14 protein-coding genes are annotated in these 15,340 nt (G+C 40.2%); 13 read left to right on the top strand and 1 reads right to left on the bottom strand.

Going from position 1 to position 15,340, the window contains the following annotated elements; all coding sequences use genetic code 11:
* The first annotated feature begins 4 nt into the window (after positions 1–4).
* From MKY11_RS16970 to MKY11_RS16930, 9 genes are all read left to right on the top strand, one after another.
* Positions 5–1,534, top strand: a complete 1,530-nt coding sequence (locus MKY11_RS16970) for a flagellar hook-associated protein 2 (protein ID WP_342501628.1) — start codon at positions 5–7, stop codon at positions 1,532–1,534.
* 17 nt (positions 1,535–1,551) lie between these two features.
* Complete coding sequence (gene fliS, locus MKY11_RS16965; RefSeq protein WP_008348247.1) at positions 1,552–1,956, top strand: flagellar export chaperone FliS; 405 nt, start codon at positions 1,552–1,554, stop codon at positions 1,954–1,956.
* The gene (locus MKY11_RS16960; RefSeq protein WP_008348246.1) at positions 1,953–2,294 is read left to right on the top strand and encodes a flagellar protein FliT; all 342 of its coding nucleotides are present in this window, start codon (positions 1,953–1,955) and stop codon (positions 2,292–2,294) included. Before fliS ends, MKY11_RS16960 begins: the two co-directional genes overlap by 4 nt.
* A gap of 13 nt (positions 2,295–2,307) precedes the next feature.
* Complete coding sequence (locus MKY11_RS16955) at positions 2,308–2,688, top strand: hypothetical protein (protein ID WP_008348244.1); 381 nt, start codon at positions 2,308–2,310, stop codon at positions 2,686–2,688.
* A 33-nt stretch (positions 2,689–2,721) separates the two neighbouring features.
* Complete coding sequence (locus MKY11_RS16950) at positions 2,722–4,407, top strand: methyl-accepting chemotaxis protein (protein ID WP_274660536.1); 1,686 nt, start codon at positions 2,722–2,724, stop codon at positions 4,405–4,407.
* 189 nt (positions 4,408–4,596) lie between these two features.
* Positions 4,597–5,160, top strand: a complete 564-nt coding sequence (gene raiA, locus MKY11_RS16945) for a ribosome-associated translation inhibitor RaiA (protein ID WP_007499992.1) — start codon at positions 4,597–4,599, stop codon at positions 5,158–5,160.
* 198 nt (positions 5,161–5,358) lie between these two features.
* On the top strand, positions 5,359–7,884 hold the full coding sequence (secA, locus tag MKY11_RS16940) for a preprotein translocase subunit SecA (protein WP_039169779.1): 2,526 nt from the start codon (positions 5,359–5,361) through the stop codon (positions 7,882–7,884).
* Positions 7,885–7,951: 67 nt separating this feature from the next.
* A protein-coding gene (gene prfB, locus MKY11_RS16935) for a peptide chain release factor 2 (RefSeq protein WP_096881918.1) occupies positions 7,952–9,053 on the top strand; the annotation gives its coding sequence in 2 pieces (ribosomal slippage) (positions 7,952–8,023 and positions 8,025–9,053; 1,101 coding nt in all).
* A 124-nt stretch (positions 9,054–9,177) separates the two neighbouring features.
* Complete coding sequence (locus MKY11_RS16930; RefSeq protein ID WP_274660538.1) at positions 9,178–10,971, top strand: M3 family oligoendopeptidase; 1,794 nt, start codon at positions 9,178–9,180, stop codon at positions 10,969–10,971.
* Positions 10,972–11,184: 213 nt separating this feature from the next.
* Here the strand turns inward: MKY11_RS16930 and MKY11_RS16925 are convergent, their stop codons facing one another.
* Entirely contained in the window at positions 11,185–11,919 is a 735-nt protein-coding gene (locus MKY11_RS16925) for an alpha/beta family hydrolase (protein ID WP_342501627.1), read from the bottom strand.
* 189 nt (positions 11,920–12,108) lie between these two features.
* Between MKY11_RS16925 and MKY11_RS16920 the strand changes: the two genes are divergently transcribed.
* The 4 genes from MKY11_RS16920 (at position 12,109) to ftsX (ending at position 15,287) form a co-directional block, all read left to right on the top strand.
* Positions 12,109–12,957, top strand: a complete 849-nt coding sequence (locus MKY11_RS16920; protein WP_284725758.1) for a YitT family protein — start codon at positions 12,109–12,111, stop codon at positions 12,955–12,957.
* Between the two features lie 48 nt (positions 12,958–13,005).
* On the top strand, positions 13,006–13,335 hold the full coding sequence (gene cccB, locus MKY11_RS16915; protein WP_008348231.1) for a cytochrome c551: 330 nt from the start codon (positions 13,006–13,008) through the stop codon (positions 13,333–13,335).
* A gap of 382 nt (positions 13,336–13,717) precedes the next feature.
* Positions 13,718–14,404: a cell division ATP-binding protein FtsE gene (ftsE, locus tag MKY11_RS16910; RefSeq protein ID WP_008348229.1), complete on the top strand. Its 687-nt coding sequence runs from the start codon at positions 13,718–13,720 to the stop codon at positions 14,402–14,404.
* Complete coding sequence (ftsX, locus tag MKY11_RS16905) at positions 14,397–15,287, top strand: permease-like cell division protein FtsX (protein ID WP_025208057.1); 891 nt, start codon at positions 14,397–14,399, stop codon at positions 15,285–15,287. The genes ftsE and ftsX overlap by 8 nt, the downstream gene beginning before the upstream one ends.
* The last annotated feature ends 53 nt before the right edge of the window (positions 15,288–15,340 follow it).

The raw sequence follows: 15,340 nt of genomic DNA, 5'->3' as shown, positions 1-15,340 counted from the left end.
AACAATGGTTAATCGAATTACTGGATTTTCAAATGTATTTGATATTGATGAAATCGTCTCAAAGCTAATGAAAACTGAGCAAGCACCGCTTGATAAAATGACACGCCAGAAACAAACACTTGAATGGCAAAGAGACAGCTACCGCGAGGTCAATTCAAAGGTCAAAGAATTAGATGATCTCATTGCCAAACTAAATTTAACATTACCCAGTACTTATGGCGCAAAAAAGGTGACAAGCTCAAACGAATCTGCTGTCACAGCAACTGGCTCAACAAATGCTTCTTCTGGCTCGATTAATGTGACCCAATTAGCGACAGCATCCGTATTCAAATCTTCTAGTCCATCTGGATTTACTGCTTCAAACGGTACGTTTACGTTTGAGGTGACGACACCAGATTCTACAACACCAAAAACAGTGACCATTAATACAACTGATACAGATACCCTTGATACAATCGTGACAAAATTGAACAGCTCTCAACTTGGTGTCACTGCTTATAAAGGCCAGATCTTTGATGGAACCAACTACGTAGATACGATCGCTCTGACTTCACGTACGACTGGTGAAGGTGTCAGTATTAAGGCGGCAGATGGCAATTCTGCTTCATTTTTAACGCAATTAGGCTTCCAAGTGGATGGAGATAACAAATTAGTTGCAACCATTCAGGGACAGAAAGCTCAATACGAAATTAATGGTCTCAAAATGGAAAATAACAATAATACTTTCACGCAGGCTGGTATCACATATGAGCTGAAAGGAACAACAGATAAGCCTGTCAGCTTGAACGTTTCAACAGATGTCGATGCCATCTTTGATAAAATTAAACAATTTGTTGATAAATACAACGAACTCGTTGAATTGGTCAATGGTAAAGTGAATGAAAAACGAAATAGAGACTATCAGCCATTAACGGCTGAAGAGAAAAAAGCCATGTCTGAAAAAGAAATTGAGTTATGGGAAACAACAGCTAAATCGGGCTTGCTGAGAAGTGATTCTATTTTACGAGGTGGTGCCTCTAAAATAAGAAGTGATTTTTATGCTGATATTACGACAAGTGATGGGAATAAAATTCACATGACACAAATCGGTATTTCTACATCATCTTCGTATAAAGATGGCGGGAAGCTTGAATTAATTAAGGATACGAATGGAATAGAGAAATTAAGAAAAGCCATTGAAGAAGACCCACAAAAGGTAAGTCAAATGTTTATCTCGGGTTCTTTAAATGTTGATTCTAAAGACAAAGACAAAGCACAGCAGCAATATAAAGAACAAGGAATCATCTATCGCGTCAAAAATTCCTTATCAGCCTTCACGAAGAGTATTCAAACAAAAGCTGGTAGTACAACAATGGAGCTAAAAGAATATGGACTTGGTAAGGATTTAGATTCTTTGGCAAAACGAATGGATACATTCCAAGACCGTTTAAAAATGGTGGAAGCTCGTTACTACAAAAAGTTTAACGCCATGGATAGTGCGATTCAAAAGCTAAACAACCAATCTGGCTATCTTTCTCAACTGCTTGGACAATAATTGGAGGTTTATAACATATGGCAATTCAGAACCCTTATGCCGCCTATCAGAAAAATTCTATTGAGACCGCAACACCGGCCGAGTTAACGCTTATGCTTTATGAAGGATGCTTAAAGTTTATTAGACTAGCAAAGCATGGCATTCAAAAAGAAGATGCTGAAATGAGAAACTTGAACCTGAAAAAGGCTCAAAACATCATCCAAGAATTAAATGTCACCTTAAATCGTACGTATGATGTATCAAAGAGCATGGCAAGTATGTATGACTACATCTATCGAAGACTGATTGAAGCCAATCTGCAAAATGACGAAGAGATCCTGAATGAAGTAGAGCAATATGTGACTGATTTCCGAGATGCTTGGAAGGAAGTCATTCAAACCGATCGAAAAGGGCGTCACCACTCTATTGGAGGATCTCTATGAGTATTGTGGACCAACTGCACGACCAAACGTTAAAAATGGCAGCGGAAATAGAGGCCAACCCGCAAAGTGAGACACTCGTTGAAGACTTTGATGCTTTTTTAGTTGAGAGAGACGAACTAATGAGAGACATTCAACATGAGCTTTCCGTTCAAGAAAAAGAGAAAATCAAAGAAATCATTCAAACAGATCAACTGATGGCCAAGCAATTAACAGAGATTCAAAATGGGATCAAGGCAGATATTCAAGCCATTCAACGTAAGAAAACAAAACAGCTGAATTATCAAAATCCGTATCAGCCCATGACAAGTGACGGCGTATACTACGATAAACGGAAATAAATAGGTGAGACCTGTGGCGTATCGTTCAGATGACTATATTTTATTAACCACATATTATGACCTTCTATATACGATAGAAGAGAGTCTAAAATATTTAGATGAAATTGAGAAGGATTTCGCTAAAACAGAAGGGGATCGGATCTTTAATGATCTGATCCATGCCTTCTTTCATTTAGAGACAACACATCCGCTTCTGCTTTCGATTATTGAAAATGAGCACTTTGCCAAGACGATTCGATCGTTTGACCAAATTTTTTTAAGTTTCGATATACTAGCTTTCTATACATTCCCTTCAAATCACTTCCAGTCATTCCTTACATCATATTTTATACCTGAATATAGAAAGTGGATGGATGAAATACATGCCTGTATGAGGCCGTATGTCATTCATTAATTTTTGTTCAATTCAGACCATTCGGAGGAATTTATGAGACTAAAAAATCAATTTTTATTTGGACTTATTGTCATATGTGTATTGTTTGTCAGTATTTTAGGATTTTCTAGCTTTATCTATTACAAAACAGATCAATCGTATAAAGCACTCCTCACCAAAGAAGTAAAGCTGTACCAGACCTCACTGGAATTAGAGGCACTGCTACAAAAGCAGGAAGCACAAATCAAAACGTATGTGGTTGTGCAGGATAGGAAAGTCTCACAAAATATTGAAGATACCTATGTTGATATTAATAAAAAAACAGGTGATGCTTTAAAACTGAGTACAGTCAAACAAGCAAAAAAATTGTTAGAAAAGATTTCTCAGAAGAATGAGCTTTATTATGAATCCACGAAAAGGCTATTTATCTCATTGAATACCAACAATCAAAAAGAATTCAACACCCGCCTCAGTCAAGAATTACAACCTATCGAACAAGAAATACATACCTTTACAAAAGAATTTGCTCAAACACAATTGAAACAGCGGGATCAAAAAATCAGTCAGCTCAATGAAGAAAGTAACCAATTATTGCTGACGCTTATTCTCGTTAGCGCAGCGATTATAGTCGGCTTTTTAGTCATTGGCACAAGGTTTGTTCATCGTATGACAAAACCGATTGTCTCTGTCACACATGCAGCAAGAAGAATGGCAGATGGTGACCTCACACTTGAAGAGATTGAAGTAACCTCTAAAAATGAAATTGGCCAGCTCGGTACGGCTTTTAACCAAATGACAGCTCATTTGCGTCAGCTCATCTTACAGGTGCAAAATGGGTCAAGGCAATTAGCTGATTCTGCTGCTCAATTTGAAGAAACCATCAGTCAAACCATTTCGGCGAGTGAACAGACGTCTAGCTCGATTGAACAGGTCAGTGAAGCTTCACGTGAACAATCGGATGCAGTAGGAAAAGTAGCTTCGGCGATTCAAGAAGTCTCGACTGGTATGCATAATGCGGCTGAACATACGTCTGATGTTTCGGGTCACTCAATTTCAGTGACTGAAAAGGCTGAAGAGGGCGCATCCCTCATTCAACAATTTGTGAAACAAATGAGTTCTATTAAGGAATCTGTGAATGAACATCATTCTACAATGGCCAATGTACAAGTACAGTTTACCGGCATTCAAGACCTGCTGGGGAATATTCATGCCATTGCAGATCAGACAAATTTACTTGCTTTAAACGCAGCCATTGAAGCAGCAAGGGCTGGGGAACATGGACGAGGTTTTGCGGTTGTTGCAGATGAAGTCAGAAAGCTGGCGGAAGAATCAAGTCAGCTGACTGATCAAATTAGTCAGCTACTCGCCAACGTGAACAAAGATACTGAAAGATCGTCTTACTCTATGACGAAAGTGGAACGAGATGTAGCAGAAGGTGTGAAAGTATCGCAATTGTCTGAACAGAGCTTTCAAGAAATTCTGGAATCCATCCGTGATATCTCAATGAAAGCAGAGGAGCTTTCTGCCACGACAGAGCAAATCTCAGCTAGTACAGAAGAAATTTCTCAAACAATTGGTGTGATAGAAGAAGGAGCCAAGCGAAATTCTGAGGAAACAGAGTACATGTCGGCGGCTGTTGAAGAATCACTAGCGGCGAATGAGGAAATGAAAGCAGCTGCGGAAGATTTAAAATCTTTGTCTCAATCACTGAAAACATCTATTTCATCTTTCAAGATTTAACAGTGCGATGGTCTTTTTCAAGAATCAATCGAATATATATTCATCACCTATCAAGTAAAAGCTGAAGCACCGCAGGATTCGACAAATTTCAATAAAAATTCACATTTTTTTTACGTTTGAGCAGGAGAAAAGGAGGGAAAAGTAGAAATAAGTTTACATATCCTTAATTTTAAAGGAGGCGTTCTTTACATGAATTACAATGTCCGAGGAGAAAACATCGAAGTAACACCTGCACTAAGAGATCATGTCGAGAAAAAAATTGGAAAGCTGGAGCGTTATTTTGAGTCAGATGTTGATGCTTCAGTCAACGTGAACTTGAAATTTTACAACGATCAAGAATCTAAAGTTGAGGTTACCATTCCAATGACTGATCTAGCACTTCGAGCAGAGGTGCATAATGAGGATATGTACAATGCAGTAGACCTAGCAACCAGTAAATTAGAACGTCAAATTAGAAAACATAAAACGAAAGTGAACCGTAAATTCCGTGAGCAAGGTGCGAAAAAGCATTTATTTGCTGGAGGAAACGGTGCGTCCGAAGTAGCAGTTCAAGATGACGAAGAGATTGATGAAACAGAAATCGTCAGACAAAAACGCTTCAATTTAAAACCAATGGATAGCGAAGAGGCCATTCTCCAAATGAACATGTTAGGTCACAGTTTCTTTGTCTTCACAAATGCTGAGACAAATTTGACCAATGTGGTATACCGCCGAAATGACGGTAAATATGGACTCATTGAGCCGAACGCTTAATCATTCGTTCCTTTTGATCCGAAAATGACCTAAAAAAAGTAAACCCGCTCCCTTCATTAGGGGCGGGTTTTTTGTGCTAAATCATTGCAAATTCTTTGGAAATCAAGGAAGGTATGGTATGATAAATGCAGGTAAATATGGACCTGTCAAACTTTTGGACATGCCGAAAAATTGCATGAAATAGAGGAGCGTTATTATATGCTTGGAATCTTAAACAAAGTGTTTGATCCTACGAAACGTACGATCAGCCGATATGAAAAAAAGGCAAATGAAATCGAAGCTCTCGCTCAAGATTTTGAGAAATTATCTGACGAGGCTTTACGAAATAAAACGATCGAATTTAAAGAAAAACTTGAAAAAGGACAATCTGTAGACGACCTTTTGGTTGAAGCATTTGCAACGGTTCGCGAGGCATCACGCCGCGTGACAGGAATGTTCCCATTTAAGGTGCAGCTCATGGGGGGGATTGCCCTACATGAAGGGAATATCTCTGAGATGAAAACAGGTGAAGGTAAAACGTTGACATCAACGATGCCTGTTTATTTGAATGCTCTTTCTGGAAAAGGCGTCCACATTGTAACAGTCAACGAATATTTGGCAAGCCGTGATGCAGAGGAAATGGGCAAGATTTTTGAATTTCTTGGCTTAACGGTTGGCTTGAACTTAAACAGTTTAGACAAAGATGAAAAAAGAGAAGCGTACGCTGCTGATATCACGTATTCAACAAACAATGAGCTTGGCTTTGATTATTTACGAGATAACATGGTGCTGTATAAAGAGCAAATGGTTCAAAGACCACTTCATTATGCCGTCATCGATGAAGTTGACTCCATCTTAATTGATGAAGCGAGAACACCTCTTATTATTTCTGGACAAGCTGCAAAATCGACGAAACTTTACGTACAAGCAAATGCCTTTGTTCGTACGTTAAAAATAGAAGACGATTTCACTTATGATATTAAAACAAAAAGTGTACAGCTGACTGAAAGCGGAATGACGAAGGCGGAAAAAGCATTTGGCATCGAGAACTTGTTTGATGTCAAACATGTCGCTCTTAACCACCATATCGCGCAGGCTCTTAAGGCACATGTTGCGATGCAAAAAGACGTTGATTATGTTGTGGAAGATGGTCAAGTCGTCATCGTTGACTCCTTCACAGGACGTTTAATGAAAGGACGTCGCTATAGTGAAGGTCTGCATCAAGCCATTGAAGCAAAAGAAGGTCTTGAAGTGCAGAATGAAAGCATGACACTTGCAACCATTACGTTCCAGAACTACTTCCGTATGTATGAAAAGCTATCTGGTATGACAGGTACAGCGAAAACGGAAGAAGAGGAATTCCGTAACATTTACAATATGCAGGTTGTCACAATCCCAACCAATAAACCGGTTGTGCGTGATGACAGACCTGATTTAATCTACCGTACAATGGATGGCAAATTTAAAGCAGTAGCTGAAGACGTCGCACAGCGTTATATGACAGGACAGCCGGTCCTTGTCGGAACTGTTGCGGTTGAGACATCTGAATTGATTTCAAAACTGCTTAAAAATAAAGGCATCCCTCATCAAGTGTTAAACGCGAAAAACCATGAGCGTGAAGCACAAATTATTGAGGAAGCTGGACAAAAAGGTGCCGTCACAATTGCGACAAACATGGCGGGACGTGGAACAGACATCAAGCTTGGCGAAGGTGTGAAAGAACTAGGCGGTCTTGCTGTTATTGGGACAGAGCGTCATGAATCACGCCGTATCGATAACCAGCTCCGTGGTCGTTCTGGTCGTCAAGGAGACCCAGGGATTACTCAATTCTATCTCTCAATGGAAGATGAATTGATGCGCCGATTTGGTGCAGAGCGGACAATGGCGATGCTTGATCGCTTCGGTATGGATGACTCTACTCCAATTCAAAGTAAAATGGTCTCAAAAGCTGTTGAATCTTCTCAAAAACGTGTTGAGGGGAATAACTTTGATTCCCGTAAGCAGCTTCTGCAATATGATGATGTTCTTCGTCAACAGCGTGAAGTCATTTACAAACAGCGTTTTGAAGTCATCGATTCTGATAACTTGAAATCGATTGTGATCAATATGATTCAATCGTCTATTGAGCGGGCTGTTGGATCTTATACGCCGAAAGATGAGCTTCCAGAAGAATGGAAACTAGATGGTCTTGTTGAATTAATCAACACGAACTATTTAGATGAAGGTGCCATTACGGTCAAAGATATCTTCGGTAAAGAAGCAGATGAGATCACCGAATTCATCATGGAGCGGATTAAAGAGAAATACGATGCAAAAGAAGAGACATTTGGCGATGAACAAATGCGTGAATTTGAAAAAGTCATCGTTCTTCGTGCAGTAGATTCGAAGTGGATGGATCATATCGATGCAATGGATCAGCTGCGTCAAGGAATCCATTTACGTGCATATGCACAAACCAATCCGCTTCGTGAGTATCAAATGGAAGGATTTGCGATGTTTGAGCATATGGTCGCTTCAATTGAAGATGACGTCGCTAAATATGTGCTGAAATCAGAAATCCAAAACAACCTAGAACGTGAAGAAGTCGTTCAAGGACAAACAACTGCTCATCAGCCTCAAGAAGGCGATGAGGAGAAAACAGTGAAGAAAAAGCCGGTGCGTAAAGTGGTGGATATCGGAAGAAACTCACCATGTCACTGCGGAAGCGGCAAGAAATATAAAAATTGTCATGGGAAGACAGAATAAGTAATGGAAAGAGGTGAAAACCTCTTTCTATTCATGTCAGCCCCCATACATCTATGAGGTGAAGGATATGGAATTAGTAGAAATTAGACAAGAGCTTGAAAATATGGCTAGCAGGCTAGCTGATTTTAGGGGGTCTCTTTGACCTAGAAACAAAAGAAGTCAAAATCGCAGAGCTTGAAGCGACGATGTCAGAGGCTGATTTTTGGAACGATCAGCAAAAGGCTCAAGGGGTAATCAATGAAGCCAATGCACTAAAGGATTCTGTGAACTCCTATCATGAACTCAGTGAATCGCATGAAGAACTACAAATGACACATGACTTATTAAAGGAAGATTATGACGAGGAGCTTCATGCAGAGCTTGAAAAAGAGCTGAAGAACTTAACGAAGCAGTTTAATGAATTTGAGCTACAGCTTCTTTTAAGCGAACCGTATGACAAAAACAATGCCATTCTTGAGCTTCACCCGGGTGCAGGTGGAACGGAATCACAGGACTGGGGATCGATGCTCCTCAGAATGTATACCCGCTGGGCAGAGCGCAGAGGCTTTAAGGTTGAAACCCTTGATTATCTTCCAGGGGATGAAGCCGGAATTAAGTCTGTGACATTACTGATTAAAGGACATAACGCTTATGGTTACTTAAAAGCAGAAAAAGGTGTTCATCGTTTAGTCCGTATTTCTCCATTTGATTCATCTGGCCGTAGACACACCTCTTTCGTTTCCTGTGATGTCATGCCAGAATTTAATGAAGAAATTGATATCGATATTCGTACAGAGGATATTAAGGTGGATACGTATCGTGCAAGTGGTGCAGGGGGTCAGCACGTCAATACGACGGACTCTGCGGTTCGTATCACACACATCCCAACAAATGTCGTCGTGACGTGCCAAACGGAAAGATCCCAAATCAAAAACAGAGAACGTGCAATGAAAATGCTGAAATCTAAGCTTTATCAAAAACGGATCGAAGAACAGCAGGCGGAATTGGATGAAATTAGAGGAGAACAGAAAGAAATTGGCTGGGGAAGCCAAATTCGCTCGTATGTTTTCCACCCATATTCTCTTGTGAAAGACCATCGTACCAACACGGAGATGGGAAATGTTCAAGCGGTGATGGATGGAGATTTAGATTCCTTTATCGATGCGTATTTACGTTCAAAATTATCATAAAAACTCGGCTTCTTGCCGGGTTTTTTTAATTGTGAGAAAATATAATGAATATAAAGGAATACATATGCCATACTGACTCTATATCCTTTGTATGATGAAATTAGCAATTAAAGGGGGAAATAATTTGGGATTAAAATCATTACAAGAGACGTGGGATTTAGATGCCTTTTTTAAAGGAGGCAGTTCTTCATCAGAATTTATCACATACTTAGAGCATATACAGCAGCTATTAGATGAGTTACGACAAAAGGTAGATGCCTTTTCAAAAGAAGATACACAAATTGAAAAAAAGTTAACAGCTGTCCTTGAAACGTATGAAATCACATATAAAAAACTAGCGCAAGCAGGTTCATTTGTATCCTGTCTACAATCTCAAAATACAAAGGATATGAAGGCGGGCAGTCTCCGGGGGTCTATTGCCAAGCTGGAAGCTGAATTAGGAACCATTCTAGCAGGGTTTGATCAATCACTTGCTGAGATTCCTACTAGCCAGTGGGAAGAATTAATGGATTCAGCCGCTTTCTCAGATGTTCGTTACATATTAAATGAACGAAGAGAACATGTGAAAGATCAACTGCCTGTTGAACAGGAAACACTCATTCAAAAACTAGCAGTAGATGGGTATCATGCGTGGGATGAACTTTATTCTAGCTTGGTGAACAAAATTACCATTCCATTTGAGCAAAATGGTGAAACACAAATGATTTCTGTAGGCCAAGCAGAAAATGCGATGGATGATTCAGACCGTGAAGTGAGAAAAGCCGTGTATCATAATTTAGAACATGCATGGACACAGGATGAACATTTGTTTGCAAGCACACTCAATCATCTCGCTGGTTTTCGTCTACAAGTATATGAAGCAAGGGGATGGGATCATATATTAAAAGAGCCCCTTGATATTTGCCGGATGAAACAAGAGACGCTCGATACAATGTGGTCTGTCATTGATGAACATAAACAGCCATTCATTGATTATTTACAACGTAAAGCTGACATGCTTGGGGTTGATAAACTAAGCTGGTTTGATGTGGGAGCGCCTATTGGAAGTGAGACAAAAACCTATTCTTATCAAGACGCAGCCGCTTTTATTATCAAGCATTTCGCAGGGTTTGGAAAAGAGCTTGCTGCTTTTACTGAAAAAGCTTTTAATGAACGCTGGGTAGAAGCTGAGAATCGCCCAAACAAACGAGTGGGCGGTTTCTGTACGAATTTCCCTGATAGCGGAGAATCACGTATTTTTATGACCTTCTCAGGGACTCCATCCAATGTAGCGACACTAGCACATGAGCTTGGTCATTCGTTCCATCAGGAAGTCATGCAGGATGTTCGGATGTTGAATCGTAAATATGCGATGAATGTAGCTGAAACTGCGTCGACATTCGCAGAAATGATTGTGGCAGATGCTTCATTAAAAGAGGCGGCCAATGAAGAAGAGCGTCTCAGTTTGTTAGAGGATAAGCTGCAGCGCAGTGTGGCATTCTTTATGAATATTCAATCACGCTTCTTATTTGAACAACGCTTTTATGAAGAGCGCAAACAAGGAGAAGTGCCAGCTGACCGCTTGAATGAGTTGATGGTAGAAGCACAGAGGGAAGCCTTTGGCGACTCTTTAGATGAATACCATCCGCATTTCTGGGCGTCTAAACTGCATTTCCATATTACAGGTGTCCCGTTTTATAACTTCCCTTACACCTTCGGATACATGTTCTCTCTAGGTATTTATGCAAAAGCATTGCAGGCTGGGGCATCATTTGAAGAGAAATATATTGCGCTATTAAAAGATACAGCGTCAATGACTGTAGAAGATTTGGCATATAAGCACCTAGGTGTCGACCTGACTCAAAAAGCATTTTGGGAAGAGGCCATTTCACTGGCTGTGGCAGATGCTGAAGAGTTTTTAGAAGCGACGAAGGCATAAAAAATGAAAAGCTCCCATTACGGGAGCTTCAGCGGTAGACAAACCCTCGCATTCTGTGTCAGTCCTGTGCGCTGGTACTCACGAATGTCAAATTCGCTCCGTAAAAGTAGCTGTCCTTCCTAGACTGCAAAGGTTTTCTATCACGCTGAAAAGAAGACAAAGGGCTAAAATCAAGTTCATTTTAGCCCTTTGTCATCAATCTTGCAGCTCCCATTACGGGAGCTTTTTTGCTGGTTTTAACCATTCCAGCATCGTCTGAACGATGTCTTTTTGTTGCGTGAGGACTGGAATGTCTGCAGGCTGATCCCCTTTTTGTTTGTCATACATGCCAAATTGAGCATGATTACCGCCTTTTATCTCATGGTACACCGTTTGAGAAGGTAGCTGCTTTTTCGATTTTTTGATTTTTTCTTGTGTCGCCAGCCCATCTTTTTCGCCTGAAATAGATAATACTTGCAAGGAAGCCTGTTTCAAATTATCTGATGCAGGATAGGAGGCAAGGAAAAAGAGGCCGTCCAGCTTGCTTTGATTTTTCTCTGCATACATAGCGGCAGCTGTCCCGCCTAGCGAATGCCCGCCAATGTACCAATGCTTGATGGCTGGATGACTTTTGAGGATATCCTCTGCCTTCTTCGTATTAAAAATCGCGAAGGAAAATGGCATGTCTGGGATAAAGACCGAATAGCCTTTCTTCATCAGCGCATTCCCTAGATAGGCATACGCAAGAGGTTCAACTTTTGCCCCAGGATATAGAATGATGCCAGTATCGCTTTTTGATGCTTCAAATGAATATATCCCATTTTTATGATCGACCTGCTCAATCTTCATCTGCTTTTTTAACGCTTCCGATGGTCCATATGTAAAGCGGCTCCATGTATAGAAAGCACCAAAAGCTAAGATGATGAGTGCAAGTAATGTAATACCGGTGATCTTCAGTATTTTCTTCATCGTATGTCCCTTCTTTCTCATGTACATATTAAATATACCATCATTTACTCTTCTGCCAAACGGCAAGTACGCTGATCCGGCTGTGTGATAAAGTATTAATCCATTAGCACTGCATTTGGCTGTTATTTACAATCTGAATGAGAGGGCTTAAAATAGGTGTGCATTCAGAAGTAACGGAGGAAGAAAGACATGAAGCAGGAACATTCTCAACTTTGGATTGAAGTGAAAAATTATGTACTCATTTTAATAGGATCAGCCATCGTGGCGGTTGGCTTTAATACGTTATTATTACCAAATCAGATTGCTGCTGGCGGTGTGAGTGGAATCAGTACCATTATGCAGTCATTCGGTTTTGAAGCTGCATATGTACAATGGGGTCTCAATATTCCGCTCTTTATCGCAGGCTTTTATTTATTAGGTGGAACATTTGGGGTAAAAACGCTCGTTGGTTCTGTCTTTTTACCTTTAATGGTGTTCTTAACAAGACACATTGCTCCTGTCACCCATGAAGCACTGCTCGCCGCAATATTTGGCGGTGTAGTGATTGGGCTCGGAATTGGGCTCGTTTTCCTCGGCAATGGTTCAACGGGAGGAACGGCACTTGCGGCCAAAATCATCAATAAATATACAGGGCTGACGTTAGGTACTTGTTTAGCGATGATGGACGGTTTGATTGTTTTGGCGGCCATGACTGTTTTTGGGATTGAAGAAGGACTGTACGCTGTGATCGGAGTATTCATTTCTAGTAAGACGATTGATGTGGTGCAGGCTGGCTTTAGTCACTCGAAGATGGCCATGATTATTACGGACCATGAGGATGAGGTCAGACAGGCGGTGTTTGATCAAATTGATCGTGGTGTAACGAAGATTTCAGCAGTAGGTGGGTACACCGACCATGACCGGCCTATTTTAATGTGTGTGGTAGGGCAGTCACAATTCACAAAGTTGAAACAAGTGGTAAAAGCGATCGATGCATCAGCGTTTGTCATCGTCATGGATGCAAAAGAGGTGCTTGGTGAGGGTTTTAAAAGGGCGTAAACAAGGATATAATAACGTTGATCAAATGATTGTAAGGGAGGGAAATACATGAAAAAGAGCGGATTAACGCTTCTTTTTGTCGCTATGCTTTTTGTACTTGCGGCCTGTGGAGGAAATTCAAGTAGCAGTGACAAAGAAGGCAGTAAAAGTGCTTCAAGTGTGAGCAGTGGTGAAGAGATTTATCAGCAAAACTGTATTGGCTGTCATGGAAAAGACTTATCTGGCGGAGGCGGCCCAAGCCTGAAAGAAGTCGGGAAGAAATATAATGAAAGCCAAATTGCAGATATTGCCCAGAACGGTAAAGGATCTATGCCAAGCGGAATGGTAGATGAAAAACAAGCAAAAGAAGTCGCCAAATGGCTTGCAGAGAAAAAATAAAACCTTTGTCTAATCGACAAGGTTTTTTTATTTTCTATTTGTAGAAAAAGACTTTTGGATAGTATGAAAACGTATTATATTAAATTTTATTTAAAAAATAAGGGTAAAAAGACACGTTTTTCAGTTTTGATTGCTCTATTTACCTTTTATTTATAAGTTTTGAAATATAAATGTAATACCATTGCGTCGATTCATGACGTATAATTGGAGTTGTTGAAATTTAGACGATTCAATTTTTTCATCTTTTTGGATGAAAAGGACATAAATTGCTTGTGCGTATCGAAGGGTATGTGCGTGACCATACATAACGTTTTTTGACGAGAAGTGTCAGAACATCATGATAAGCTGTTTGACAGCGAATAAGAAAAGATTAGGTGATTACATGATTGAAATGAAGGAAGTCTATAAGATCTATCCTAATGGTGTAAAGGCGATCAATGGAATCAATGTCTCTATCCATCCAGGAGAGTTTGTGTATGTTGTTGGTCCCAGTGGCGCTGGTAAATCCACGTTCATTAAAATGATGTATCGTGAAGAGAAGCCAACAAAAGGGAAAATCTTAATTAATAACAAAGATTTAGGCTCGATGAAGGAAAAAGAAATTCCTTATGTGAGAAGAGAAATTGGCGTAGTATTCCAAGATTTCAAACTACTTCCAAGTCTTACGGTCTTTGAGAACGTGGCATTTGCTCTTGAAGTCATTGGTGAACAGCCAAGTATTATTAAGAAAAAAGTGCTTGAAGTACTTGATTTGGTGCAATTAAAGCACAAAGCTCGTCAATTTCCAGATCAGCTTTCCGGCGGTGAACAGCAGCGTGTATCGATCGCTCGTTCGATCGTCAATCATCCTGAGGTTGTCATTGCAGACGAACCGACAGGAAACCTTGATCCAGATACTTCATGGGAAATCATGAAGACACTCGAAGAGATTAATAACCGCGGAACAACAGTCGTCATGGCGACACACAACAAAGAGATTGTAAACAGCATGAAGAAACGCGTCATCGCAATCGAAGATGGAATGATTGTGCGTGACGAAGCAAGAGGGGAGTACGGAATTTATGATTAAAACTCTCTCGCGGCATTTACGTGAGAGCTTCCGTTCACTTGGAAGAAACACGTGGATGACATTTGCATCAATTAGTGCGGTCACTGTCACATTGATTTTAGTTGGGGTTTTTCTTGTCATTATGCTCAACTTGAATAACATGGCATCGAACGCTGAGAAAGAAGTAGAAGTAAAAGTTCTCATCGATTTAACGGCGAATCAAAAGCAGCAGGATGAATTAAAAGCAGAAATTGAGAAGATTCCTGAAATCAGTGATGTGAAATACTCATCCAAGGATGATGAACTAAAAGCACTGATTAAAAGCTTTGGTGAAAATGGACAATCTATGGGACTGGTTGATCAAGAAAATCCATTAAATGATGCGTTTATTGTGAAAACAACAGATCCTCACGATACACCAAAAGTAGCGAAGAAATTAGAAAACCTAAAAGGGACGTATAAAGTCACTTATGGAAAAGAAGAGGTCAGCCGACTCTTTAATGTTGTCGGAGTGGCGCGTAATGTCGGCATCGCACTTATTATTGGGCTTTTATTTACAGCGATGTTCTTGATTTCCAATACGATCAAAATTACGATTTTTGCTAGACGTAAAGAAATTGAGATTATGAAACTAGTAGGTGCAACGAACTGGTTTATCCGCTGGCCGTTCTTCATCGAAGGATTACTACTTGGTGTATTTGGCTCGATTATACCAATCGCTGTATTGCTTGGCACATATCATTATGCTGTCGGCTGGGTGGCGCCAAGGGTACAAGGTTCATTTATTTCAATGCTTCCATACAATCCGTTTGTCTATCAAGTATCACTGATCCTTCTATTGATCGGTGCCATTATCGGTGTGTGGGGAAGTTTAACGTCCATCCGTAAATTCTTGAAAGTATAAATCTATTTATATTGATGGCAGCACTCGAAGATTCTATAGAAGGTGTGACCGGT

Source organism: Bacillus sp. FSL W7-1085 (assembly GCF_038595035.1).
Taxonomy (GTDB): Bacteria; Bacillota; Bacilli; order Bacillales; family Bacillaceae; genus Bacillus; species Bacillus altitudinis.
This window is presented reverse-complemented; position numbering and strand designations above follow the sequence as displayed.